Origin of the sequence: uncultured Cohaesibacter sp. (assembly GCF_963556055.3) — a bacterium.
GTDB lineage: Bacteria > Pseudomonadota > Alphaproteobacteria > Rhizobiales > Cohaesibacteraceae > Cohaesibacter.
Genome location: NZ_CAUVYE020000005.1, coordinates 35,039 through 58,920, shown reverse-complemented (window position 1 = coordinate 58,920; position 23,882 = coordinate 35,039). Strand labels below are relative to the sequence as shown.

At 52.9% G+C, this 23,882-nt stretch carries 21 protein-coding genes; 11 read left to right on the top strand and 10 right to left on the bottom strand.

The window, feature by feature from the left end; genetic code table 11:
- Nucleotides 1–7: 7 nt before the first annotated feature.
- The 3 genes from ACHZB8_RS01065 to ACHZB8_RS01055 all read right to left on the bottom strand — a co-directional run bounded on the left by ACHZB8_RS01065 (nt 8) and on the right by ACHZB8_RS01055 (nt 3,583).
- On the bottom strand, nt 8–601 hold the full coding sequence (locus tag ACHZB8_RS01065) for a DUF1131 family protein (protein WP_316858126.1): 594 nt from the start codon (nt 599–601) through the stop codon (nt 8–10).
- A gap of 476 nt (nt 602–1,077) precedes the next feature.
- Entirely contained in the window at nt 1,078–2,469 is a 1,392-nt protein-coding gene (locus ACHZB8_RS01060) for a M20/M25/M40 family metallo-hydrolase (RefSeq protein ID WP_316858125.1), read from the bottom strand.
- Between the two features lie 226 nt (nt 2,470–2,695).
- Nucleotides 2,696–3,583 carry a hypothetical protein gene (locus ACHZB8_RS01055; protein ID WP_316858124.1) on the bottom strand — a complete coding sequence of 296 codons (888 nt, stop codon included), beginning with the start codon at nt 3,581–3,583 and terminating at the stop codon, nt 2,696–2,698.
- Between the two features lie 633 nt (nt 3,584–4,216).
- Here ACHZB8_RS01055 and ACHZB8_RS01050 point away from each other — a divergent pair.
- Nucleotides 4,217–4,621, top strand: a complete 405-nt coding sequence (locus ACHZB8_RS01050; RefSeq protein WP_316858123.1) for a DUF2267 domain-containing protein — start codon at nt 4,217–4,219, stop codon at nt 4,619–4,621.
- A 153-nt stretch (nt 4,622–4,774) separates the two neighbouring features.
- Nucleotides 4,775–5,185, top strand: coding sequence for a DUF4332 domain-containing protein (locus tag ACHZB8_RS01045; protein WP_316858122.1), 411 nt, complete (start codon nt 4,775–4,777; stop codon nt 5,183–5,185).
- A gap of 34 nt (nt 5,186–5,219) precedes the next feature.
- On the opposite strand, the gene ACHZB8_RS01040 is transcribed toward ACHZB8_RS01045, so the two are convergent.
- The 3 genes from ACHZB8_RS01040 to ACHZB8_RS01030 all read right to left on the bottom strand — a co-directional run bounded on the left by ACHZB8_RS01040 (nt 5,220) and on the right by ACHZB8_RS01030 (nt 7,137).
- Nucleotides 5,220–5,447: a hypothetical protein gene (locus tag ACHZB8_RS01040; protein WP_316858121.1), complete on the bottom strand. Its 228-nt coding sequence runs from the start codon at nt 5,445–5,447 to the stop codon at nt 5,220–5,222.
- Nucleotides 5,426–6,139, bottom strand: a complete 714-nt coding sequence (locus ACHZB8_RS01035; RefSeq protein WP_316858120.1) for a hypothetical protein — start codon at nt 6,137–6,139, stop codon at nt 5,426–5,428. Before ACHZB8_RS01035 ends, ACHZB8_RS01040 begins: the two co-directional genes overlap by 22 nt.
- Nucleotides 6,140–6,396: 257 nt before the next feature.
- On the bottom strand, nt 6,397–7,137 hold the full coding sequence (locus ACHZB8_RS01030) for a LuxR C-terminal-related transcriptional regulator (RefSeq protein ID WP_316858119.1): 741 nt from the start codon (nt 7,135–7,137) through the stop codon (nt 6,397–6,399).
- A 772-nt stretch (nt 7,138–7,909) separates the two neighbouring features.
- Between ACHZB8_RS01030 and ACHZB8_RS01025 the strand changes: the two genes are divergently transcribed.
- From ACHZB8_RS01025 to ACHZB8_RS01000, 6 genes are all read left to right on the top strand, one after another.
- Complete coding sequence (locus ACHZB8_RS01025; protein WP_316858118.1) at nt 7,910–9,766, top strand: methylmalonyl-CoA mutase subunit beta; 1,857 nt, start codon at nt 7,910–7,912, stop codon at nt 9,764–9,766.
- Between the two features lie 19 nt (nt 9,767–9,785).
- Nucleotides 9,786–11,945, top strand: coding sequence for a methylmalonyl-CoA mutase (scpA, locus tag ACHZB8_RS01020; RefSeq protein ID WP_316858117.1), 2,160 nt, complete (start codon nt 9,786–9,788; stop codon nt 11,943–11,945).
- 224 nt (nt 11,946–12,169) lie between these two features.
- Entirely contained in the window at nt 12,170–12,541 is a 372-nt protein-coding gene (locus ACHZB8_RS01015) for a hypothetical protein (RefSeq protein WP_316858116.1), read from the top strand.
- Between the two features lie 149 nt (nt 12,542–12,690).
- A complete protein-coding gene (locus tag ACHZB8_RS01010; RefSeq protein ID WP_316858115.1) occupies nt 12,691–13,011 on the top strand; it encodes a heavy metal-binding domain-containing protein in 321 nt (106 codons plus the stop codon).
- Between the two features lie 49 nt (nt 13,012–13,060).
- Entirely contained in the window at nt 13,061–13,651 is a 591-nt protein-coding gene (locus tag ACHZB8_RS01005) for a TIGR00730 family Rossman fold protein (protein ID WP_316858113.1), read from the top strand.
- Nucleotides 13,648–14,139, top strand: a complete 492-nt coding sequence (locus tag ACHZB8_RS01000) for a hypothetical protein (protein WP_316858111.1) — start codon at nt 13,648–13,650, stop codon at nt 14,137–14,139. Before ACHZB8_RS01005 ends, ACHZB8_RS01000 begins: the two co-directional genes overlap by 4 nt.
- Nucleotides 14,140–14,934: 795 nt before the next feature.
- Here ACHZB8_RS01000 and ACHZB8_RS00995 read toward each other — a convergent pair.
- Nucleotides 14,935–15,606 (bottom strand): haloacid dehalogenase type II, encoded by a 672-nt coding sequence (locus ACHZB8_RS00995; RefSeq protein ID WP_316858109.1) that lies wholly within the window; start codon nt 15,604–15,606, stop codon nt 14,935–14,937.
- Between the two features lie 442 nt (nt 15,607–16,048).
- On the opposite strand from ACHZB8_RS00995, the gene ACHZB8_RS00990 reads away from it, so the two are divergent.
- A complete protein-coding gene (locus ACHZB8_RS00990) occupies nt 16,049–16,906 on the top strand; it encodes a branched-chain amino acid aminotransferase (protein WP_316858107.1) in 858 nt (285 codons plus the stop codon).
- Between the two features lie 348 nt (nt 16,907–17,254).
- Nucleotides 17,255–17,746, top strand: coding sequence for a hypothetical protein (locus ACHZB8_RS00985; protein WP_316858105.1), 492 nt, complete (start codon nt 17,255–17,257; stop codon nt 17,744–17,746).
- A gap of 135 nt (nt 17,747–17,881) precedes the next feature.
- On the opposite strand, the gene ACHZB8_RS00980 is transcribed toward ACHZB8_RS00985, so the two are convergent.
- Nucleotides 17,882–18,481 (bottom strand): superoxide dismutase, encoded by a 600-nt coding sequence (locus ACHZB8_RS00980; RefSeq protein WP_316858104.1) that lies wholly within the window; start codon nt 18,479–18,481, stop codon nt 17,882–17,884.
- 200 nt (nt 18,482–18,681) lie between these two features.
- The gene (locus ACHZB8_RS00975) at nt 18,682–19,767 is read right to left on the bottom strand and encodes a glycosyltransferase family 4 protein (protein WP_316858102.1); all 1,086 of its coding nucleotides are present in this window, start codon (nt 19,765–19,767) and stop codon (nt 18,682–18,684) included.
- A gap of 305 nt (nt 19,768–20,072) precedes the next feature.
- Here ACHZB8_RS00975 and ACHZB8_RS00970 point away from each other — a divergent pair, with 305 nt between their 5' ends.
- Nucleotides 20,073–21,590 carry a serine hydrolase domain-containing protein gene (locus ACHZB8_RS00970; RefSeq protein WP_316858101.1) on the top strand — a complete coding sequence of 506 codons (1,518 nt, stop codon included), beginning with the start codon at nt 20,073–20,075 and terminating at the stop codon, nt 21,588–21,590.
- Between the two features lie 100 nt (nt 21,591–21,690).
- Here ACHZB8_RS00970 and ACHZB8_RS00965 read toward each other — a convergent pair whose 3' ends face one another.
- On the bottom strand, nt 21,691–23,814 hold the full coding sequence (locus ACHZB8_RS00965) for a S9 family peptidase (RefSeq protein WP_316858099.1): 2,124 nt from the start codon (nt 23,812–23,814) through the stop codon (nt 21,691–21,693).
- Nucleotides 23,815–23,882: the final 68 nt, after the last annotated feature.

Genomic DNA, 23,882 nt, shown 5'->3' with positions numbered 1-23,882 from the left:
ATTTGGACTAAGGTGTCCAGAGTATGCGCTGTAATGTGGCTTTCTGCAATTGAGAAGATGGCGGAAGGCTGTTAAATGGCCCTCTATATTCGGAGATGGCAAATACAAGTGTGATTTTATTGGTATTGGCCGCTTTGCAAATAGCCATTCCACGCCACAAACTCTTGCCCACCCGGCAGGCGCTGCGCGGCAGGCGCGATTGGGCGAATGTCATGCCCAGCCGTTCCCCGTTCGGCCCCGCAATTGCTTCGCCTACGCCGTGAACAACACCGATCTTGCCACCGCTGCCCTTGAAGATCTGCACCATCTGCAAGCCATTCTGAAAGGCGGCGTAGGTCCATTGGGTTCCGCTTTCACCGGCCGCTTCTATGGTTTCAATGCTGTATCCGGGCATGGCCGCAGCAATCGCCTTCGGGCCATAACCGGTCTCGGGTGTCAGGCCGTTGACGCCAGCATCGGTCATGGACAGTGTGGCCTGTGGCGGTGGTGCCCCTGTTGAATCGGCAATCGGTCCAAGGGACATGCTGCATCCCGCCAGCATGGAAGAGAGAAGAATGCCTGCAACAACATGCTGAACAAGCAATGGCAATTTGGCCTGCATCAAGAATTCCGAATTTTTACAAGTCGTGAAAAAAAAGACCCCACCTTTCGGCGAAGGGATCCGTCGAAAGCAGGCATAGCAGATTCTGAAGGGCATACCAGTTGTCGCACCAAGATTTCTGACATCCCTTACCGTAAAGACTAGCATCAATGGCTCTCCGGTGAAAGTGGATATATCTGTACAAATGACAAAAAGGACCCTTTCCGGACATGACAAGATAGGCAGAAAAACGGGGTAGAGTGGTGTTTTAGGTAAGCTCTCGGACACTTGCAGTATTCGGAACCCCACTTGTTTGGCCCATGCCGAGGGCTATTGTTGAAAATGTCCCGCAAGCCCTTCGCCAAGGCAATCGATGCGATCGATATGTGGCGCAAAAATGGCCATGGCGCACCTGTCTGGCTTTATCTGGCCTTATCATACAAAGACCGGACTCCTTGAGCCCGGTCTTCCTTTGTTGACGGATCTGAGCGCTGTGATCAATCCTTGGCAAGCGCATCAAGAATGCGCGCCCATGACCGAATGCCCTTGTGATAGCTTTGCAGGTCATATTTTTCGTTGGGAGAATGAATATTGTCATTTTCCAGCGCAAAGCCGACCAGCATCGAGTCCATGCCGAGAATAGACTTGAATTCGCCGACAATGGGGATGGATCCGCCCATTCCCATCATGATCGTGTCCTTGTTCCACTCGTCTTTGAGGGCGGCAGCGCCCTTTTTGAGCGGTGGGAAATCAGCCGAGAGGCTATGGCCGGGACCGGCCCCATGTTCGGCGAATACGACTTCGCAATCTTCGGGCAACCGTGCCTTGACGAAGGCGCGCAGGTTTTCGCGGATCTTGTAAGGATCCTGCTTGCCAACAAGTCGGCAGGAAATCTTGACCGATGCCTTGGACGGAATAACGGTCTTAAAGCCCGCCCCCGTATAGCCGCCAGTGATGCCGTTGAATTCGCAAGTAGGGCGGGCGTTCAATTGTTCATAGACGCTATAGCCGGTCTCGCCTGCGGGGATGGAAAGCCCGACATCGGCAAGGAACTCCTTGTCGTCAAAGGGCAGGGCATCCCACTGGGCTTTCACGTCCGGGGTCAGTTCTTCGACACCCTCGTAGAAATCCGGGATCTGGACGCGACCCGTCTCGTCATGCAGATCCGCAAGGATGTGCGACAGAATCCGGATCGGATTGGCTGCCGGTCCCCCGTAAGACCCTGAATGCAGATCACGATTGGCAGCAATAATGGTCACTTCCTCTCCCACCAGACCACGCAGCATGGTAGTGATCGATGGTGTCTCGCTGTCGAACATGGCCGTATCGCAGACGAGAGCCAGGTCCCTGGACAATTCATCCTTGTGAGCGTTGAGGAATGGCAGGAGGCTCGGCGAGCCGCTTTCTTCCTCTCCTTCGAGAAGAAGAGAAACCGCAATTGGCAGCGAGCCATGGACTTCCTTATAGGCGCGGCAGGCTTCGATAAAGGTGAGCATCTGCCCCTTGTCGTCGGACGAACCGCGGCCGAAAATCACTTTCACGCCATTGCGCTCGATGATTTGAGGGTCAAAGGGATCTCGCTCCCAAAGCTCGATGGGGTCGATCGGCTGAACATCATAATGGGCATAGAACAGGACACTCGGTCCGGCTTTTTCGCTTGTGTCGCTGTCATGGGCAACCACCATCGGATGGCCCGGTGTCTCGTGTGCCTTGGCATCAATGCCGATGCCGTTGAGTTCACCAACAATCCAGTCCGCAGCCTTTTTGCACTCCTCTTTGAAGTCCGGATCTGTAGAGATGGACTTGAAGCGAATGAATGTGAAGAGTTTTTCGATGGAACGATCAAGATTGGCGTCGATTTGCGCCAGAACGGAATCAAGCTGTGACATGAATGAACCTTGTTGAAAGAGGCGGAGGGAATATGATCGCACAGGGTCATAAGATCCAATGAAGCTATCAGTTTCGCGCCCCTAATGCCAGCGGTGCAGCACAGTCTTTCACACATGCAAGGCAGAACCCGAAGCAATGTGCAAGGCCTCGCAAGCCCGAGATGGCTCGGCATTGATATCTGTTTTGAGATGGCCGCAAGGTGCGGTCGAGGCGAACAGCTCTTGCCTAAAGGAAGACGACTTCTTCCTCGCTCGATTGTCCGGAACGACCGGGGGCTTTCAGCCTTGGCAAATCCGCGTCATCGGGGCGAGGGCGTCTTGGGCACTGGGTGCCCCTGGGCGAAGCTTGATCCGGACTTTGCGTGGCTTGCTGATCTTCTGCCGCGGGTTTGTTGCCGGAGCGTGCGGCCAGCGCATGGCCATTTTGCCCATTTGACGGGTGACGCTCGCCATTGGTTGGCTCTACTGCACCATCTGTCCCGGACGAGACTTGCATGTCGGGTGTCGCACCTGATGTTGGGTCGACCTCACCCCGTGACGGAACGATTTGTCCGGGCTCCTGACCAGATGCCTTGTCAAATTTCATGGCTCCGGAGTTGGCTTGAGGAGCGGATGCGTTGGCCGGATCTTCCTTTGCCTTGGGCATTTGCCTGGAAGGTGCGTCCACCTTTTTCTTGGGCACCGACCAGCCCAGCTCCTCATCGGATAACGGAATATAGCGCGCCGCCAATTCAAGATGCTTGCGTATGGTGTCACTGGACGCTGGCAGAATGACAAGGGATGCGAAGCCCAGCTTTCGTGCGTTGATCACATCCTGCGCCGTCGCTTTTTTGGAACACAGGATCAGACAGATTCCACGCCCTCCGGAAAATTCGATCTGGCGAGCCGGTTTCAGGATGCTGACAAGCTCCTGCGGGCTGTAGCTTTCGTCCACAAAGACAACATCAATCTGCCCATTTGCCACAAGCGCCGAAGCATGCTCAACATCACCGATGGAATGGGGATGGGATACGCCACAGTTTTTAAGTAGATCTGCCCATAACTGACGGTCATGGCGCCTTGGAGCGAGCACCATGACTTGCAGATCTTTAACGGGTTTCAAGCGGCGCGACAATTTTTGCTTCACCTTGCATAAATCGGACTAGGCTCCCAGGATGCCGACCCAAAGCGCAGTTTTCTGCGAATTTTGCGCTTTTGTCAAAATCAGACAAAAAGTCCGGCTTCGACGGAGCTGGACTATTTTCCTGTAAAATCCCTTGCAAAATGTAAACATTCACCGTTCCGAAATAGGTAATAATTAAAAAAGGCTTTCATCTATATTGAAAATAAATGGATGTTCCCGACCTCTGCCTCCCATGACGGTCTTTGCATGGAAAGACAAAGCTGCCCGAGGCAGTGTTTCCTTGGCGTCCCGCGCTTTGAATGCTGTCTCGACCATGGCTGGCAGGCGAGGATTGCAAACGGGCACATGTCATTCACTTGAGGTTCATGCCAAAGCCGATATTGCTTCTGTGAAACGACGGGATGCCGGGTGAGCTTAATGCAAAAGACAAACGCTCTTTTTACTTTACATGCGGCTGACCTTGAGAGGGTGGCATGATCATGGCAAAGACTGACACTTATCGAGGATAATCCCGAAAATGGGGCAGTATGCTCTTGCAAAGATGGCGTTTGCCTTTCAGGTGTAACAGGAACGCCAACGCAAAGGACCAGGACCAGCAAAGGTAAACGGGTCGGGAGACGAAAAATGGAACAAATCATCGCACGCATTGCTTCGGCAGCCGGGATTTCTGAAGAATTGGCACAGACCGCTGTCAAGGTCATCATGAATTTTCTGGCCAAGGAAGCCCCTTCGGACAAGATGAAAATGTTGATCGAAGCCTTGGGCGCAGAACATTTGATGGAAGAGGGCGCAGACAGCTCGGACAATTCCGGTGGCGGCCTTCTGGGCGGCCTTATGGGAGCAATCGGTGGCATGGGCGGCATGGGCGGCGCAATGGCTGCACTCAACGAATTGACAAGCTCCGGTCTCAGCATCGACGAAGTCAAAACGGTCGCAACCGAGTTTGTTTCCGCCGCCAAAGAGAATGCTGATGAATCGGTTGTGGATGAGCTTCTCGAATCTGTCCCGGGCCTGAGCCAAATCTTGTAACTTCTGCAAAGCTATACTTGCAGCATTGTTATTTTTATTACAAGCTACTGGTGGCGAAAAACAACTTGCTCGCCACCTGTGGTGGGGGCAACTGACGCCATGCAGAGCATGTCTGAGGCAGAGGTCGCAGATATTCAATAAAGGAGGCAAATCATGTCATCATATCCAATTGCAAAGATTGAAGGCATTGGACCGGTTTATGCTGAAAAGCTCAAAGCAGTCGGCATTTCCAATACCAAACAATATCTCGAACGCGCCAAGGATGCTGCGGGCCGCAAGCTGCTTGAGCAGGAAACCGGCATCGACCATGCTCGCATTTTGAAATGGGCCAACATGGCAGACCTGATGCGCATCAAGGGCGTTGGCGAAGAATATTCCGAGCTGCTGGAAGCTGCTGGTGTGGATACCGTCAAGGAGCTGCGCAACCGCAACGCCGCCAATCTGACCAAGGCGATGAAGGAAGCCAACGAAGAAAAGAAACTTGTTCGTCAGGCACCTGCGTTGAGCAACGTCGAAAAATGGGTTGTGCAGGCAAAAGAACTGCCTCCAATGATGACCTACTGACAGATGGCCTACTGACAAGGCATTTGAAGCGTCCTCACGGTGAGTGCGGTTTTTCACTTTCGGTTTTTCCATTTCGAAAAACCGAAAGGGGCGTGTCGTTGACTCCCGTGACCATGATGACGATTTGAAAATGACCACAAATTGAAAAAACCAGTCGACCCTGCGACTGGTTTTTTGTTTGCTCCAATGTCGATCCTGCTGCTGATTGCAATGGAGCCGTCCAAGGCAAGGCAAGTCGGATCAACTCTGTTGTTGCATCCATCTCATGCCGCCGCCCATGCCGCGACCATTGCCCCGGCCCATACCGCGACCCTGGCCATATCCACGATTTCCATTCATCTGAGCCTGACGTGGCCCAAAGTCGGCATCGGATACCTGGCCATCACCATTGCGGTCCATTCCATTTAGCCACAACTGGGTTTGCTTGATGAACTCGGCCTTCTCAACCTTGCCATCCTTGTTGATGTCATTGAAGGCGAGGGACATGCCAGACAGACCGCGCTGGCCATTGGTTGCGTCTTCTGGTGCCATTCTTTGATTGTTGAGGAATTCGGTGAATTCAGCCGCTACAAGGATGCCGTCTTCATTGTCATCAAGGGAGTCGAAATAGTCGCCGCGCCGTTCCTGAGCTTCCGCAAGGCTCACGATGCCATCTTCATTTTCGTCCCAGCTATCGACAAAGACAGGCTCGCCGGTCCGGTTGCCACCACGAGGTTGACCAAGAAGTCCGACGCCATTCGCCACCGGTTGACCTGATGGATTGGGGCGCACAAATTGACGCCCCATACCGCGGCCCCAACCTTGAGTGGTGTTGGTCTGTGCCTGTGTCTGTGCTTGTGTCTGTGTGTTGCTGATCCAGCGTCCCTGGCCCATGCCATAGCCATTCCCGAAAGCCATGGCGGTCGATGAAAGGGCGAGGGCTGCTATAAGAGTGCCTGCTGCAAGATATTTCATTGTGATCTCCCGTTGCATTTGAATATATTCGCATTTTAGCAACAAGGAGACCGGTTGACTTCAACCCGGCTCGAAATCTCGAACGTTAAGCCCACCTTTCGGGTATTGAAATGTAATGAAACACCCGACTACGACAGACAGTTACAAATGCTTCTAAAAAGCCTTCTTTGTGTCTGTGTGTTTCTGTGCGGAGCCGCAAATAGATGAGAGATGAAAATCTCTCATTCATATTTGTAAGTGTGCCAGCATCACCGAGATTAGCGCAGTTGGATCTGTCCGTAACGCATTGCCTCAACGACAGTCTGCGTTTTGTTGGATGCCTGCATTTTTTCGGAAGCATTCTGCAAGTGGGCATGAACCGTCCGCTGAGAAATCTGCAATTCCTCGGCAATGTCCCCGGCGGTCTTGCCCTCTGCCGTCAAACTCAGAACCAGTTTTTCCCGGCTGGAGAGTTCTCCTGGACGACTGGACAGAATTGGATGCACCGAATGCATTTCTGCGAGTTCGTGCTGGATTGTTGTCGAAAGGGCAGACAACTCGCGTTTGGAAACCGAAAGCTCCGCGCCAGCCACACAGATCGCCACCTGCATCACGTTGAAATGATGCACATGGATGCCAACAAACGACCGATAGGATCGAGGATTGACACCGCTTCTTTGCAGCAGGCTGATCAGAGAGGATTCCAGAATCCAGCTATTCTCACGATCATCCAGATTCCAATATGTCGGCTTGTCAAGAACTGCGATACGGCGCAGAAGAACGTCACTTCCGCGGACTTGAGCCAGATGGGCGCTCGACAAGACAATGTCGCCCCAATTTTGATAAAGCACAAGTTTGCCGAGATCTCTGCCGGGTAGAGGCAGACCTGTTATGAGCAGATGCTCGGCACCAAAGGAGCGAAAGCGATTGACAACGCTTTCGAAGAAGGCTTGAGGGGTTCGACCCTGTTGTCCGATGGATATCGGGTTTTCGCTGGGGCCCCAACGGGAATCAGTCATGTACAGCCACAGATATTTGTATGTTGAACCAGGCCAGACAAAGTTGCCTGACATTTTTACTTGGAATGATAAAAAGACCAATCGATCCGTGCCGATTCAGGCTTCCTCTCACTCTTCCCACTTTGACCCACTGCAAGATTGGACTATTGTCCAAGTTTGGGCAAGGAAAAAAATCAATAAGGAAAATGATTGATCTCTTTTTATTGTTTGCCATACAAAATCGGGTAAATTTCCCCACACTTACCCAGTGGAAATACGTAATTTCGAATTTTGGGAATATTTTGGGAAAAATCGCAGAGTAATTTTATTAAGGCGTTGAAATAAAAGATTATTTAATGAGTGGGTGCGTAAAATTGTCCGAGGTTGTCAAAAAAAATCGTTAAATTAACGAATGGAAAGAATCGCGATTAACAGCACCATTTGAACAGCTTGCGGCGAGCCTCGCTGAGGCATTAGTTTAGGCCTGAAGACTCTGCATGACTAAGCCTTAAGGATGGTTGCTCTGTTCGATCTTTGATCGACAAATTTAACAGATCTCAATGATTTGGCAGAAGAATGCACAATGTTCAAAAATTGGGGGGCAACTGCCCGAAGACATGAGATAAGACAAAGCGTGTTGGCATAAAGTCTATATCATTTCATCAGGGCGCTCGTTGAGGACGGTTTCATGGACTCGTGAACATGAAACGATGCGCTAAGGATTCAAGAGAAAAGAGTTGCGGTAAGGTTACCTGAAACTTTGCACTCTTCTTCTAAAAAGGGAGCGAAAAGAATGAGTGAAGCGCTCAGAATAGCCGAAACATTTGAAGGCTATTCCCGGGAAGACTGGGTCGCAGTCGCCGAAAAGGCACTGAAAGGAAGACCCGTCGATCGAATTACAACCAAGACTGTCGATGGTATTGAAATAAACCCGATATTCGAAAGAGCGACAGGCAAGGCCCCTCTGGCGATGCGGCCCGCTGATCATCCCTGGCTCGTGTGCCAGCGGATGGATCATCCGGATCCCGAAAAGGCCAATGAGCAATTGCTGACCGACCTTGTCAACGGTGTCAATATGGTGTCCATTCCCTTTGCGGGAAGCACTCTGGCGCGCGGTTACGGTCTTGCTGCCGACAAGGAAACCCTTGCAAAGGCCCTGAATGACGTTCTGCTTGATCTTGTCTGTTTCCGCCTTGAAGGCGGCGTTACCGGACGGGCTGCCGCAGCTTCCTTTGCTGAACTGGTTGCAGACAGAGGTATCGACCCTTCGACGCTGACCGTTGCGTTCGGCCTTGATCCTCTGGGAGCCTTCGCAACGACAGGTTCGATGGCCCCGGACTGGGCAGGTCGCTCCGCAGCCATGATCGACACGATCAAGGATCTGAAAGCCAAAGGCTTCAAGGGACCCTTCATCACGGCAGACGGACGCCCCTACCACGATGCCGGTGCAACCGACGCCGAGGAATTGGGCGCAGTGGTCGCGACCATCGTTGCCTATTGGAAAGCACTGGTCGATGCCGGTTTCGAAACGGCCGAAGCGATTGCCATGATCGACGTGACCCTTGCAGTCGAAGCGGATCAGTTTGCGTCCCTTTCGAAAGTTCGCGCGATGCGCCATCTCTGGGCAAATCTGCTGGACGCTGCCGGTGTTGACTTTGTTCCGCTGGCCATTCATGCCGAGACATCATGGTCCATGATGACCCGTCTCGATCCTTATGTGAATGTGCTGCGCGAGACAACAGCCTGCTTTGCTGCCGGTGTTGGTGGCGCAAACAGCCTTTGCATCCTGCCACATACATTGGCCATCGGCTTGCCGAATTCCCATGACCGCCGCATTTCCCGCAATCTGCAAACCATGCTGATTGAAGAAAGCAACCTTTATCGCGTGACCGATCCGTCCGCCGGTTCCGGTTATGTCGAAAGCCTGACCTTGGAAATCGGTGCTAAAGCCTGGGGTTTGTTCCAGGATGTTGAACAGGCCGGTGGCATCGTCGAAGCACTCAAGAAGGGCATGATCGCCGACGTCATCGCGCAGTCCAACGAAGCGCGCAACAAGTTGCTTGCCACCCGCAAGGCAGCGCTTACCGGGGCATCCGCTTTCCCGAACATTTCCGAGGCTGATGTCGCTACGCTGGATGTGGCTCCGATCCCTGTTGCCACGACGGCCAAGGGCGAAAGCTGCACACCGCTCAAGCCTCTCCGTTTCTCCGAAGCCTATGAAGCGCTTCGCGATGCGGCAAAGGCAGCTGGCAATCCGCCGGTCTTCTTCGCAAATATCGGCAAGATCGCCGATTTCACCGCGCGTTCGACCTGGGCGAAAAACTTCTTCGAAGCCGGTGGCATTAAAGCCATCTCGGAAACCGGTTATTTCGAAGCAGCAGAAGCTGTTGCCGCTTTCAAGGCATCCGGTGCAAGCATTGCCGCAATCGTCGGTCCTGACGGCCTTTATGAAGAAAAGGGCGAAGCCTTTGCCAAGGCCCTGAAAGAGGCCGGTGCCAAAATGGTTTATATCGCAGGGCGACCCAAGGAAATCATGGACGCCCTTTCGGCAGCCGGAGTTGATGCCTTCGCCTTTGAGGGCTGCGATGTCCTTGCCGAACTGACCAAAATTCACGCTGAACTGGGGATCGCCCCGGTCGCGACAGCTTGACGAATAAGGAGCTGGATAGATGAGCAAAATTCCAAGCTTTGCAGACATCCCCTTCAAGGCGGCCAGCCCTTCGGTGACCGCTGGCGATGCCATCTGGCATACGCCAGAAGGAATTGATGTCAAAGATGCCTATAGCGAAAGTGAAATCGCCAATTACGACTTCCTGAACAGTTGGCCGGGTCTTGCCCCGTTCATCCGTGGCCCATACCCGACCATGTATGCGCAGCGCCCCTGGACGATCCGCCAATATGCTGGTTTCTCGACCGCTGAGGATTCCAACGCCTTTTATCGGCGCAACCTTGCTGCTGGTCAGAAAGGCCTCTCCATTGCCTTCGACCTTGCCACGCACCGCGGCTACGACTCCGATCATCCCCGCGTTCCTGGCGACGTCGGCATGGCTGGTGTGGCAATTGACAGCATCTACGACATGCGCACCCTGTTTGACGGTATTCCGCTCGACAAGATGTCCGTGTCCATGACCATGAACGGCGCTGTTCTGCCGGTGATGGCTCTTTACATCATCGCCGCCGAAGAGCAGGGCGTGAAACAGGAGCAGCTGGCCGGGACCATTCAGAATGACATTCTGAAGGAATTCATGGTGCGTAACACCTATATTTACCCACCAACTCCGTCCATGCGCATCATTTCCGATATCTTTGCCTACACATCGCAGAATATGCCGAAATTCAACTCCATCTCGATTTCTGGCTATCACATGCAGGAAGCCGGTGCGACGGCCGATCTGGAACTGGCCTACACCATCGCCGATGGCCTTGAATATATCGGTGCCGGGGTTGAGACGGGCCTCGACGTGGATGCCTTTGCTCCGCGCCTTTCCTTCTTCTGGTCGATCGGCATGAACTTCTTCATGGAAGTCGCCAAAATGCGTGCAGGTCGTCTGGTCTGGGCCAAATTGGTGAAAGAGAAATTCGGGCCGAAAAATCCGAAATCCTATTCTCTGCGTACCCACTCCCAGACCTCTGGCTGGTCGCTGACCGCTCAGGACGTCTATAACAATATCGGACGGACTGCGATTGAAGCCATGGGCGCAACGCAAGGCCACACCCAGTCGCTTCATACCAACGCTCTTGATGAGGCTCTGGCACTGCCGACCGACTTCTCTGCCCGCATTGCTCGTAACACCCAGCTCTTCTTGCAGCAGGAAAGCGGCACATGCAAGGTTATCGATCCTTGGGGCGGATCCCATTATGTCGAGAAACTGACGGCAGAGCTGGCTGAAAAAGTTCTCGAACATATCAAGGAAGTGGAAAGCCTTGGTGGCATGGCAAAAGCCATCGAAGCCGGTATTCCGAAATTGCGCATCGAGGAAGCCGCTGCAAAAACCCAGGCGCGCATCGATGGCGGCAGCCAGACCGTGGTCGGGGTCAACAAATACAAACCCGATTTCGAAGAACAGATCGACGTTCTTCAGGTCGACAACACCGCCGTGCGTCAGCAGCAGCTCGACAAACTCAAACGCCTCAGAGAAGAACGCGATCAGTCAGAAGTCGATGCCGCTCTTGATGCATTGACCAAAGCTGCGGAAAGCGGTGAGGGCAACCTGCTTGACCTTTCCGTCAAGGCGGCTCGCGTCAAGGCAACCGTTGGCGAAATCAGCTACGCCATGGAAAAAGTCTTTGGCCGTCACCGCGCCGAGATCAAATCCATTTCCGGTGTCTATCGCAAGGAGGTCGGTGCCATGTCTGAGGCTGTCCAGAAAGTTCAGAAACTGGTTGAGGAATTTGAAGCCAATGACGGTCGTCGTCCTCGTATCCTGATCGCCAAAATGGGTCAGGATGGTCATGACCGTGGCCAGAAGGTGATCGCCTCTGCCTTCGCTGACCTCGGCTTCGACGTGGATATCGGCCCTCTGTTCCAGACCCCAGAAGAAGCAGGCCGTCAGGCCGTTGAGAACGACGTCCATGTCGTCGCCGCGTCTTCACTTGCTGCCGGTCACCTGACCCTCGTTCCTGCCTTGAAAAAGGTTCTCGAAGACGAGGGACGACCTGACATCATGATCGTTGCCGGTGGGGTCATTCCTCCGCAGGATTATGACGCGCTCTATGCCGCCGGTGCCTATGCGATCTATCCTCCGGGAACCGTGATTGCAGATGCCGCAGTTGATCTGATCGGTCAGCTCAACAAGCATCTGGGCTACACTCAGGAAGCAGCCGAGTAGGATATCGTCCGATATTCGCTTTCTGAAATTCAGAACAAGATAAGGAAAACCGGGCCTCGTGTCCGGTTTTTTGTTTGTGGCCGGTTTCTGGGTAGGTAGTATTCCAGCGTGGCAGGTTGCCAACTTTTGATGAAACGCACTTCCGTGCAAAAATGAGCCGAGTTATTTCATATTTTTGAGAAGAGAAGCTGTTATCTCTCTGAAATCTTTCGAGGAATATTGTCATGAAAAAGGCTCGTACTCATTTTGTTTTTTGGTTCATTGCCATTTTTTGCTCTTTGACCTTTCAAACATCTGCCGGAAGTATGCACTGGAGATTCACGAAACAGTACAGCGGGGCAATCGACATAAAGCTTTTTCCGATTGATCGTCCCGCTTATTCCTGGCCTGGAAAAGGCAAAGTTTATACCATGAGCAGTCCTGAGGAGTGGTATTTGGATATCTCCTGTCGGACAGGTGAAAAAATCTGCTATGGAGCATCGCCCCGGAATGGCCGTAAGATCTATTGGGGTGTGGGACTTAAAAACGAATATGGGTGCAAAGGCTGTTGCTACTTTTGCAATGGTGGAAAGACGCGCCTGATCGAACTGAGATAGAGATCGCTGCTTGAGCATACGACGGCATGAGACAGGCAGCCATCGAGCCGTAAAATTCCAGATCTCAAAATTGGTCGTCAGGGCTTGAACCGGAAGCAATCCTTCCCACGTTTGACACTGACAAGAAACTGATTTGAGAGGAAACCATCATGCTCATCACAAGCACGCCAAATGTCGAGGGTCATGCCATTGTCGACTATAAGGGTCTGGTCAATGGCGAGGCCATTCTCGGGGCCAACATCTTCAAGGATCTTTTTGCCGGTATCAGGGATATCGTCGGCGGCAGGTCCGGGGCCTATGAGGAAGAATTGCAACGGGCCCGCGAAATCGCGCTTGAAGAAATGACCATTCAGGCGCAACGCCTGGGTGCCAACGCGGTTGTCGGCGTCGATGTCGATTACGAAACGGTTGGACAGAATGGGTCCATGCTGATGGTCGCAGCATCAGGCACGGCTGTCGTCATCAAGTAACGAATCATGGATACTCTGGCAGGATGAATGTCAGACATGAGAATTTCCGATGAAAAATATCTGTGTTTTCTGCGGTTCTAGCTGGGGCCGCAGAAAAGAATTTGAAGATGCTGCGGTTGCCCTGTCGAAAGAAATCGCACGGCGCGGCATGGGCTTGGTGTATGGTGGCTCTTCTGCCGGGCTGATGGGGGCCTGTGCTGATGCCGCGCTTGCGGAAGGTGGCAAGGTTATTGGCATTCTCCCCCATTCTCTCAAGGCCAGGGAAATCGACCACAAGGGGCTTTCAGAGCTGCATCTGGTTGACAGCATGCATGAGCGCAAAGCCATGCTTGAAGACCTGTCGGATGGCTTCATCTCGCTTCCCGGTGGGATCGGGACCATGGATGAAATGTTCGAGATTTGGACGTCGGGCATGCTCAACTGGCATGAAAAGCCTTCGGCCTTGTTCAATGTTGCGGGCTATTACGACGACCTCATCAAATTCCTCGACAAAATTGCAGAGGAACAATTTGCCAAACAGGCCCATCGCGACATGCTGATTGTCGATACCGACGTCACCTCAATTCTGGATCGCATGGAAAGCTATGAAGCACCTCGAAATGTCGCCAAATGGATACCGAAGGAAGGCATGAAACAATGAGCCAGAACAGCGAGGCATATGAATTGGTCCGCCTGTCCGATTGTCCCGAGTTGGTCCCTCTGTGTGCAGGTTTTCATGCCAGACTGTCTGGTGATGACAGCGAAGAGGGACTGGCCATGAGACAGGCCGCCTTTCAGAGGCTTGCCCTTGATGGCGAAGAGGAAGACGGTCTCGTCGCACTGGTCAAAGATGCAGAACGGGCAGGGCAGGTGGCCGGAATGGGCGTTCTTGTGCGCACGGATATGGAAGCCTTTGAGGACCTGGGTCCCTGGCTGACCGGGCTGGCTGTTGGCAATGATGATGCGAATGAGACCCTGCGAGCGAGCTTGTGCAGGGAAATGGAACTGATCGCCGGGGAACTCGGCTATGAACATATTTTCGTGCAAACCGAAGATGCCCCCTTTTTCATGGCTCGAGGCTATGAAGAGGTCGAGCCCTTTGAAAAGGACGGAATGTCACGCTGGGTCTTGGTCAAAGCCCTCGCTTGAGACGGGCACCTGACGCGGGTTTTCGATTGGCGCTGCGGCCTGTCAGGAAAGAATGCCTGGCAGGCAGCAGAGAGAGTGTCTGAAGACCCTTATCTGGCCGTTCCCTTTCGGGGTCCTTTAGGCGTTTTGCACATGCAGGGGCTTCCAAAAGGAGCTTGATTGGGCAAAGCGCACTGGTCATGCGGAGCAGGGCCGAACTTGCAGAATCTCGCCATCGCCTTGTGAGGCTTTGCATTGGGAGCCGGTTTTTCAAACGGCTTCGGAGCTGGTCCGGGGCCTGAGTCCATGTTGTCATTGGGCGCAGGCATGGGAGCGGGGCCGGCTGCCATTGAAGCGGTCGATGTGCCTGCGAAGGCCGCAACGCAAAGCGCCGCGATCATCAGTTTGTATTTCATGATACGTCCTCAAGCTGGAAACAGAAAATGTCATAGGACAGGGTTTCTGATGACATGTGCTGCGACATTTATGGGCAAAATTGCCTATGAACACGCGCAATGAAGAGTTTCATTCGGAAGAGAAGCGGTCAAGCAGAGGAAAGGGATTGTTCCCCAGTATCGATGGCAAGATGTGTCTCTGTAAATACTGGGAAACCGAATTTATGTAAACGCGTCAAAAATGAGGCTGCTCTCGGTCGCCAGGTCTCCGGATCTGTTCGCAGCAGAATTTGCAGCAAAACTCGCAATAGAAAGAGAGCCGAGGCCCGGACATATGGCCAGGCCTTGCGCTACAGGAGAATGGAGTGTCCTCAATCAAGGGAATATATCGGCATTGTCCGATGCACACTCTCGGGAAAGCTTACAAGGTCAGCAAGCCGTTGAGGTCCTTGAACTGGGCAACCGGAGAGAGATCGCGATATTCGTCAAGGTCACCCGTTCGGTTGATCCAGACAGTGCGGAAGCCATAAGCCGTGGCTCCGGCGACATCCCATCGGTTGGACGACTGGAAGGAAATGGCTTCGGGGAAACAACGGAATGCTGTCATGGCCAAATCATAAACCACTGACTGGGTCTTGTAGGAGCGAACCTCGTCTGCCGACAGGATGTGGTCAAACATGCCGTCAAGATCATTTTTCGATACCGCAGCCTGAAGCATGTCCGGTGTGCCATTTGAAAGAATGGCAAGCTGAGCACCATTTTCCTTGAGGGCCTTGAGGACCGAGCGAACCTCTTCAAAGGCGTCAAGCTCATGATAGGCCCCCAGCAGGATTTCCCGTTTCGAACGATCCGCTCCGGGCACTCTTTCAAAGGCAAAATCAAGCGCGCGCTCTGTTAACGTCCAGAAATCCACATACCGCCCGGTCAAGGCACGAATCCAACTATATTCAAGCTGCTTGTAGCGCCAGATCTGGGAGAGTTTTTCAGCATCAGGACCCAAAGCTTCCGAATGACGGCGAACCGCTGAATGAACATCAAACAGGGTTCCGTATGCGTCAAATACATAAATAGAGCATGTGTCTGCACCAGCCATGCCTTGTCTCCTTGAAATGTCTTAAGATTGAGCCTCGAATTGGAAAGCCGAGGAAGCGTAAGAAGAATGAAGCCACTCTTGTTTTTAATTCGCACAAGACGCGCAGAAATGCAATGAAAGGAATAATAATAAAGATTGATGCGTATATGGAAAATATTGATGAAGAATTGCCAGAATTTAAGTCGCTTTTTGCATATTCTGGCGTTATAAGAGTGAAATTGATCGTTTCGATCATGAGATTTGGAACAGCTCGATCTTGTGCCATAGACTGACTTCCATCTTGGCGCAATCAGCATCGCTCCTTCCAACCTGTCCCTTTAGAATAACCAGCTTGTCAATTGCATAAAGACGGTTAGATAGTCGATTTGGCCAAAAGGGACGCTTTGTATCAAAGGCAGGCGGGGAAGGAAAAGTAACGGAATAAAAAGCAAGGAATATTGCTATGGCAGAATTTTCACAGACCTGGACCTGGTATAAAGGGGAATGGCTCGAAGGCAACCCGCCGATCCTGGGGCCACGCGCTCATGCATTTTGGCAAGCATCAACGGTATTTGATGGTGCCCGCTATTTCGAAGGCGTCATGCCCGACCTTGATCGCCATTGCGAACGCATCAACCGCTCTTGCAAGGCGCTTGCCATGAACCCGACCATGAAAGTCGGCGAAATCATGGAGCTGGCTGCCGAGGGCGTCAAGAAATTCGGTGGTAACGCAGTTTATATCCGGCCTACCTACTGGGGCCTTGGGAGCCTCAATACCGTTATCAATGTCGACCCGGAAGATGTTGAATTCGGCCTCACCCTGTTTGATGCTCCGATGCCAGCACCCGATGCAGGCTTCACGGTGACAACAACGAGCTTCCGGCGTCCGTCCTTTGAAACCATGCCAACCAATGCAAAAGCCTCCGGCCTTTATATCAACAATGCTCGCTGCCTCAAGGAAGCGGCGGCCAAAGGCTTTGACAATGCCATCGTTTGCGACATGATGGGCAACGTTGCCGAGCTGGCAACGGCAAACTTCTTCATCGTCAAGGATGGCATCGTCAAGACGTCTGTTCCAAATGGCAGCTTCCTCAATGGCATCACCCGCCAGCGCGTTATCCAGTTGTTGCGCGATGCTGGCGAAACCGTGGTTGAATGCACTCTGACCCTCGATGACTGCCGCGAAGCCGATGAGATGTTCTCAACCGGCAACTACTCCAAGGTCGTTCCGATCACCGCATTTGATGATCGTGAATATGGTCATGGACCATTCGCCAAAAAGGCACGCGATCTCTATTGGGATTTTGCCTTCAAGAAATAGCCCGAGAGGCACCGGCCACGTGAAATGGCCAGACAATTTGATGTGACAGAAAGGAGGGACGTGTCTCTCCTTTTTTTTATTTGGCTTTTGTGCGAGGGTGACAAAACAATCTTTCAAAAGTGAGCTCTGCCCTGCTTTTGACATTTTGCTCATTTACTTATTGTGTCTATTGTCCTGTTCCAGAGCAATGGCTCGGTATTGTGCGGTAGATCATGACAGGGATTTGCCACGAGGGTCGAAAGAACAGAACATTTGGCAATTAACATCATTTGCCTACCAACAAGGAGCGGACTTATGCTTCCGCCGTCAGATGACCTCAAAAAGACTATCAAAATCAGGAGCATGATAATGGCAAGTCAACGTCCGTTTTCGTTTCTGATCATCGCTAGTTTGTCAGCCCTCATTTGGGTGGCCGCCATTCCGACAGGGCATGCGGCTCCTCCGCGCGGCTTCGGTCCACCGGGCACGAATGATTCTCAACGCCCGCCAGAAGCTGCAATGCAAGCGCCAAGTCTGCCGCCTGAACAAATGGTGATGGCACAAAACAAGAATAGCGGGCCAAGCGCGGGCAATGCTGCCAGTATCCGTCCCAAGCCAAAACCCTCCAAATGCCTTGCTCTGGCGCGCGAAATCGGAGCATCTCGGGTATGGTGGGGACGCCATGTCGGAGCCAAGGAAGTCGAAAGCGATGACCTGTTTTTCACTTTCCGTGCCCGCAAAGTCGAATTTGACGATATCGGTTGTTTTCGCAGCAGAAAAGACTGTGAAAACTGGCTTTACTGGAAGCGTACCGAATATCCGCTTTTCAGTTCGATCAGCCCCTGCCGCAAAGGCCTGTAGGCCGTCTGAATGCTCTTGGGCATGAGCCGAACCGGCATGAAGGCAAGCGTTGATCAAAAGAAAACCCCGCCTCGATGAGACGGGGTTTCTTTATGGCTGCCAAAGGGATGCTCGCGCCTCCTCAAGGCACGCAAATCAGGATGCGGCTTCGAGCAGTTCGGCCACATATTCCCAGTTGACCAGATTGTCGAACCAGGTTTCGAGATATTTAGGACGCGCATTGCGGTAGTCGATATAGTAGGAATGCTCCCACACGTCGCAGCCAAGCAGCGGAGTGCCGCCATGTACAAGCGGGTTTTCGCCATTTGGTGTCTTGGTGACAACCAGTTTGCCATCGACCAGAGCAAGCCAGCACCAGCCGGAGCCGAACTGGGTGATGCCTGCATTGATGAAGTCGGCGCGGAATTTGTCGAAACCGCCAAGGTCTTCTTCAATTTTCGCAGCCAGAGCACCGGGAATACCGGCTTTCTGAGAAACAGGTTTCATCCATTTCCAGAAATGGACATGGTTGAAATGCTGGGCAGAGTTGTTGAAAAGACCTGCATTCTTGCCGAAGCTTTCCTTTACGACATCTTCAAGGCTCTTGCCTTCAAGGCCGGAATCCTTCAGCAGGTTGTTGCCGTTGGTAACGTAGGCAAGATGGTGCTTGTCATGGTGAAACTCAAGCGTTTCCGCAGACATGAAGTCGCCAAGTGCATCATAGGCATAAGGGAGTTCGGGTAGTTCAAAAGCCATTGAAATATCTCCATATTATTCAGGAATTGGCACCGGCGAATGAGTCGGTGAATTTTTTTGATCTGCATCAAAAATAAGTGCAAACCGTTTTGACAACAAGGGGATTGGGGCAAAGTTTCTTTAAAATAGTTCCAAATACACAAGCTTTCTTGTGTTCTTGCCTCACTCCCGGGTTCGGACTGGTCTGAAAGGCTAACATTTTAACTTGTCAAGTTCGAGGCGGTCTTTGGTTTCATCAAGAGAAGCTTGATGAGTCTGCTTTCGAAGATATCGGCACTGAAGTCCTCCTCGCGGATGCGTTCGAAACAGGATTTCTTGATCCGGGCGATCTGGCTCCTGTCTTCGATAAGCTCCTGAAGCTTGACGGCGAGCAAAAAGGCATCACTGATCGGCACTAGCGGCGCAACCATGCCGCCCTTGAGAATATCCATCGGACCACTGGCGCATGTCGAAAGGCAGGCGAGGCCTGCATCCATCACCTGGCATAGGGCAAAGGAGAAGGGGGCATGATGAGCCGGCAGGCAGAACAGATCGACTTGCTCGGCCATTTCCTCGGCATCAAGTGGGCCGACAAAATCGATGAAGGGGGCGATGTGGTCTGAAAGCTCCTTGAGGTCATGTTCAAGCGGGCCCTTGCCCGCGATAACGAATTTCACTTCCGGATGGCCTTCATGCACGAGTTGTGCGGCATGAATGAAGGTGCCAAGGCCATCCTCTTCCATGAAAGGGCCGCTCGCCCCGATGGTCAGTGCCTTGTCTGGATCGTCGTCAAGCGGTGTGATGTCACTGAACTGGCTGACATAAGGGTATGGCAGAATATCGACAGGGATTTCCTCCTCGTAGAACTCTTCGGCCAACTCGGCAGTGCTGGAATTGAGAATCAGAATCCGGTTTGCTGCGGCAAAGCCCTCGAAATTGTCATCATGGCACACACCAACCACCCGGCGGGCAATCTGGCTGAGACCACGGCAGGCATAGCCTTCATGGCTGAGCGCAATGTCAAAGCGATAGCGGCGCGTGGCTGTCAGAATTGGCCAGAGTTGCGGGGTGCGCTGCAAGAGTTTGCGAGCAAAGTCTGACATCGGATACATCCTGTATCCCATGCTTTTGGCTTCAGCAGCAAAAGGCGAGCCATTTGGCGCCATGATCGTGATGTCGAAAAGGTCGCTATGGGTGAGGTGATGCAAATAGATGTCATACGCTTCGAGAATTTGCAGATTGCTCCGTTCCGGGGCAAAAAACAGCAGTGATTTACGCTTCTTTTCCGATGAGGCGTCGCTATCCATTGTCAGTCTCAGTCCATTCGTGCAGTATTTTTTAAAGGGGAAAAACGTTAGCGAAGCCCTTTTTTGTGCGATTCTGCCCTATCGCCATGACTAGATTCTATGACAGGTTTCTGCCACTTCTGCAACATGGCACCACGAATATAGGCATCTGAGGCCAACAGGGGCACAAACGCTCAAAGCTTGCCTGATTTAACGAGCCATCTATCCTGAAATAGATCGCCGCGACAGCCATATTCGTCCCTCGTGTCCTCTTGCACAAAACCAGTCTTCCCGATCCCGACGGGAGAAGCCAAACAGGAAAAAACATGAGAACAACACTCAATTGGCATGCAGCCGAGCAAGCGGCAAAATCCATCACAGACAAATGGAAAGCGAATGAACCGGGAGGCGTCATTCTTGGCTTTGATGCAGCAGGGGTCCGGTTCAGCGTGGCCGGTGGGCTTGAAAGCCTGAATGGCGATGTCGCCTTCTCATCAACAAGCGTTGGACGCTTTGCCTCGGTAACCAAGCATTTTTTCTGCTCTTTGGTGCTTCGGCATCTCGATCTGATCAGCCTTGATGATCGTCTTGGACAGCATTTGCCTCAACTGCAAAAGCCTTTGGCCGATGTCACCGTGGAACAGGCGCTCAGCATGACAGGTGGTTTGCCCGACAACCGTGAATGCCTGACGCTCGTCGGGCTGTCTGTCTATTCGGAAACGAGTTCCAGGGGCAATCTTGACATGACAGCGCGTCAGACGCGGCTCAACTTCGCTCCGGGAACCGAAACCTCCTATTCCAACACCGGCTATCGACTGGTAGAGCATATCCTCGAGAAAAAGGGCGTTTATCTTAAGGATTTTCTTGAAGCGGAAATCAACAAGGATCTGGGCACTCATTTTGACGCGCCTCATGTTTGGGCCGATCCGGTAAGGGGGCTCGTTCCCGGTTACTGGTTCAACGGTCAGAAATGGCTACAAAGCGCGGCAGGTCTTCAGATTTCGGCAGCAGGCAGCGTGACAGCCAGCGTCACGGACATGAGCCTTTGGCTGCGTACTCTGATGGCAGGTGAAGGGAAATGGCTGGGGATCCTGGATCAGCTTGCGACGTCTCGCACACTTAACGATGGCACGCGCACCGGGTATGGCCTGGGCATGACCGACACGATTTTGGGAGATCGTACCTTTATCGGACATGGGGGCAGCCATCCCGGATACAAATCCTATATCATGATGGACAGGGATAACGGGCTCGGCTTGATTTTCCTCTCGAACCGCGAGGACACAGATGCCCGCGGCTCTGTGTCAAAGGTCATGGCAACGCTGCATGATCTGGCTTTGCCCAAGCCATCGGCAGATCGCTTGCCCGATGGGCTCTATGTCGCGGATTCCGGTTCTCTGTGGCTGGAAATCGAAGGCGAGACCGCAACCTGGCTCAGCGACAGTGGCGTTCTTTACGAGCAGGGAGAGAACGAAGTATCCACGCGCTCATCGACCTCTCAACTCAATTTGAAGCGAGAAGGCGACAGGCTTGTCGGCAAGATCGGTTTTGCAGATTGTGCGCTCTCTCCGGTCGGGCATGTGGATGTGCCTGCGAGCCTTGATGGCCTCTGGTATAACGAGGAGGGCGCCTTTGTGACCATCAAGAACGGCACCCTCACCATGGGTGCAGGCCCCAACCGCAAGGACATGGCTCTTCGTGCCTTGGGGAACGGTCGTTATCTCTTCACGCTGATCGATAGTCTCTGGACCAAGCGCGTTTGCCTCAATCAGCTTGATGAGGGCCGCTTCGAACTGGTCACAAGCCGGGCACGCATGATGGAATATTGCCGCGTCAAGCCATAAGTCGGGTAAAGTGGCAAAGCTGTCAGTGCCACAGAAAATGAAAAAGGCCGTCTTGCATCAAGGCGGCCTTTGTCTTTGATTTATGCTTGCTGCCAATGGCTCAGAGCTTGCCGCTGACCTTCAGCGCAAAGGCATATTCAAGAGCGGTTTCCTTGAGGCGATCAAAGCGTCCAGATGCGCCGCCATGTCCGCTCTCCATATTGATCTTGAGCAGCAGCAGATTGTCATCAAGACGCTTCTCGCGCAATCTTGCCACCCATTTGGCGGGCTCCCAATAGGTGACGCGCGGATCGGCAAGGCCTCCCACCGCCAGAATGGCCGGATAGCTTTGCGCACTGATCTGATCATAGGGGCTATAGGAGGCTATGGTCTGATAATCCTGCATGGATGCAATCGGATTGCCCCATTCAGGCCATTCCGGTGGCGTCAGAGGCAGACTGTCATCAAGCATGGTATTGAGGACATCGACAAAGGGAACAATGGCCAGAATGCCGGAGAACAGGGTAGGGGCCATATTGGCAACGGCGCCCATCAACATCCCGCCGGCAGAGCCGCCCTCTGCTACGATCTGGCCTTCAGACGTATAATTCTCGGCCACCAGAAAGTCCGCTGCTGAAATGAAGTCCTTGAAAGTGTTGGTCTTCTTCTCACGTTTGCCGTTTTTGTACCACGCAAAGCCCTTTTCCTTGCCGCCACGAATATGGGCAATCGCATAGACAAAGCCGCGATCAACAAGTGACAGTGCCGTGGTGGAGAAGCTTGCAGGAATGGCGATGCCATAGGAGCCATAGCCATAGAGCAGGCAAGGGGCCGAGCCGTCAAGCGCTGTATCCTTGTGATAAAGCAGGGTAACCGGCACCGTCTCGCCATCATGAGCCGGGGCCATCAGTCGCCGGGTCACATAGTCTGCCGCGTCATGGCCCGATGGAACCTCCTGTTCCTTGCGCAAGGTGCGGGAGCGATTGGCCATGTTATAGTCAAACACCCTGTTCGGGGTTGTCATGGATGAATAGGTGAAGCGCACGATCTCGGTGTCAAACTCAAGCGAGCCGTGAAAGCCGAGAGAGTAGGCTTCCTCTTCAAAGGCAATCGCATGCTGTTCCCCATTGGTGATGTTGCGAATCTGGATGCGCGGCAGGCCGTTTTCCCGTTCCATCCAGACAAGATAGTCCTTGAAAATGGAGTGGCTGAGAAGGAGCCGCCCTGTCTCATGCGGGACGAGGCCCTGCCAGTGATCCCGGCCCGGCTGATCAGGAGAGGTGGTTACCAACTTGAAGTCTTCGGCACCATCGGCATTGGTCAGAATATAGAAAATGCCACAGCCTTCATCGACGCTGTATTCGATACCTTCCTCGCGCCTTGCGATCAGGATCGGCTCAGAAGAGTTGTCACGGGCATCAAGGAAATAGCATTCGCTGGTCTCATGATCATGGCAGTCGATGAAAATCACTTCGCCTGACTGGCTCTTGCCAAGTCCGACGAAGAAACCGGCATCTTTCTCCTCATAGATCAGCTCATCCTCTTCTTGCGATGTGCCAAGCTTGTGGCGGAAAACCCGACATGGGCGATGGTTGTCATCAAGACATGTATAGTAGAGATGCGTGCTGTCTTCACTCCATATCGCGCCGCCAGTGGTGCGCTCCAGATGGTCGGACAGCTCCTTGCCGCTTTCTATGTCGCGCACACGAACCGTAAAAAATTCGGAGCCCTTGGTGTCGACCGCCCAGGCCAGTTTGCTGTGATCAGGGCTGTGAGCGGTTGAGGCGAGACGAAAGAAACTTTCGCCCTCCGCTTCCAGATTGCCATCAAGCAGGATGGTCTCTTGTCCGCCATCGCGAGGGGTGCGAACGACCAGCGGATATTGTCCTCCCGCCACGAAACGCGAGCTATAGGCATAAGGGCCATCGACGGCAGGAACCGTGCTGTCATCTTCCTTGATGCGTCCCTTCATCTCGTCAAAAAGCGTGCTTTGCAAGGCCTCGGTGTCTGCCATTTCCCTGGTCGTGTAGGCGTTTTCGGCATCAAGATAGGCTTCGATGGCATCGTCAAGCACCGCGCGGCCTTCATGCATCACCTCTTGCCAGTTATCCGCCCGCAACCAGGCATAATCATCAGATAGCTCAAGGCCGTGGTGGCTTGCTTGATGTCTGCGTTTCTCTGCGCGGGGAGCCTCTGACGGGAAAGCGGCTTTGATATGAGAAGAGGGGGAATTCTGGTTTGACATAAAAGTACCTTGTCACATGGCTTCAAATTTCCCTACAGGTATGACTTTCCGGCCAGATCTGCAAGACT

What these genes read in the sequence shown, in the direction of transcription:
- ACHZB8_RS01065 (WP_316858126.1), bottom strand. Translation starts at nt 601, where the DNA reads ATGCAGGCCAAATTGCCATTGCTTGTTCAGCATGTTGTTGCAGGCATT.
- ACHZB8_RS01060 (WP_316858125.1), bottom strand. Translation starts at nt 2,469, where the DNA reads ATGTCACAGCTTGATTCCGTTCTGGCGCAAATCGACGCCAATCTTGAT.
- ACHZB8_RS01050 (WP_316858123.1), top strand. Translation starts at nt 4,217, where the DNA reads ATGGAACAAATCATCGCACGCATTGCTTCGGCAGCCGGGATTTCTGAA.
- ACHZB8_RS01045 (WP_316858122.1), top strand. Translation starts at nt 4,775, where the DNA reads ATGTCATCATATCCAATTGCAAAGATTGAAGGCATTGGACCGGTTTAT.
- ACHZB8_RS01040 (WP_316858121.1), bottom strand. Translation starts at nt 5,447, where the DNA reads ATGGATGCAACAACAGAGTTGATCCGACTTGCCTTGCCTTGGACGGCT.
- ACHZB8_RS01035 (WP_316858120.1), bottom strand. Translation starts at nt 6,139, where the DNA reads ATGAAATATCTTGCAGCAGGCACTCTTATAGCAGCCCTCGCCCTTTCA.
- ACHZB8_RS01030 (WP_316858119.1), bottom strand. Translation starts at nt 7,137, where the DNA reads ATGACTGATTCCCGTTGGGGCCCCAGCGAAAACCCGATATCCATCGGA.
- ACHZB8_RS01025 (WP_316858118.1), top strand. Translation starts at nt 7,910, where the DNA reads ATGAGTGAAGCGCTCAGAATAGCCGAAACATTTGAAGGCTATTCCCGG.
- scpA (WP_316858117.1), top strand. Translation starts at nt 9,786, where the DNA reads ATGAGCAAAATTCCAAGCTTTGCAGACATCCCCTTCAAGGCGGCCAGC.
- ACHZB8_RS01015 (WP_316858116.1), top strand. Translation starts at nt 12,170, where the DNA reads ATGAAAAAGGCTCGTACTCATTTTGTTTTTTGGTTCATTGCCATTTTT.
- ACHZB8_RS01010 (WP_316858115.1), top strand. Translation starts at nt 12,691, where the DNA reads ATGCTCATCACAAGCACGCCAAATGTCGAGGGTCATGCCATTGTCGAC.
- ACHZB8_RS01005 (WP_316858113.1), top strand. Translation starts at nt 13,061, where the DNA reads ATGAAAAATATCTGTGTTTTCTGCGGTTCTAGCTGGGGCCGCAGAAAA.
- ACHZB8_RS01000 (WP_316858111.1), top strand. Translation starts at nt 13,648, where the DNA reads ATGAGCCAGAACAGCGAGGCATATGAATTGGTCCGCCTGTCCGATTGT.
- ACHZB8_RS00995 (WP_316858109.1), bottom strand. Translation starts at nt 15,606, where the DNA reads ATGGCTGGTGCAGACACATGCTCTATTTATGTATTTGACGCATACGGA.
- ACHZB8_RS00990 (WP_316858107.1), top strand. Translation starts at nt 16,049, where the DNA reads ATGGCAGAATTTTCACAGACCTGGACCTGGTATAAAGGGGAATGGCTC.
- ACHZB8_RS00985 (WP_316858105.1), top strand. Translation starts at nt 17,255, where the DNA reads ATGGCAAGTCAACGTCCGTTTTCGTTTCTGATCATCGCTAGTTTGTCA.
- ACHZB8_RS00980 (WP_316858104.1), bottom strand. Translation starts at nt 18,481, where the DNA reads ATGGCTTTTGAACTACCCGAACTCCCTTATGCCTATGATGCACTTGGC.
- ACHZB8_RS00975 (WP_316858102.1), bottom strand. Translation starts at nt 19,767, where the DNA reads ATGGATAGCGACGCCTCATCGGAAAAGAAGCGTAAATCACTGCTGTTT.
- ACHZB8_RS00970 (WP_316858101.1), top strand. Translation starts at nt 20,073, where the DNA reads ATGAGAACAACACTCAATTGGCATGCAGCCGAGCAAGCGGCAAAATCC.
- ACHZB8_RS00965 (WP_316858099.1), bottom strand. Translation starts at nt 23,814, where the DNA reads ATGTCAAACCAGAATTCCCCCTCTTCTCATATCAAAGCCGCTTTCCCG.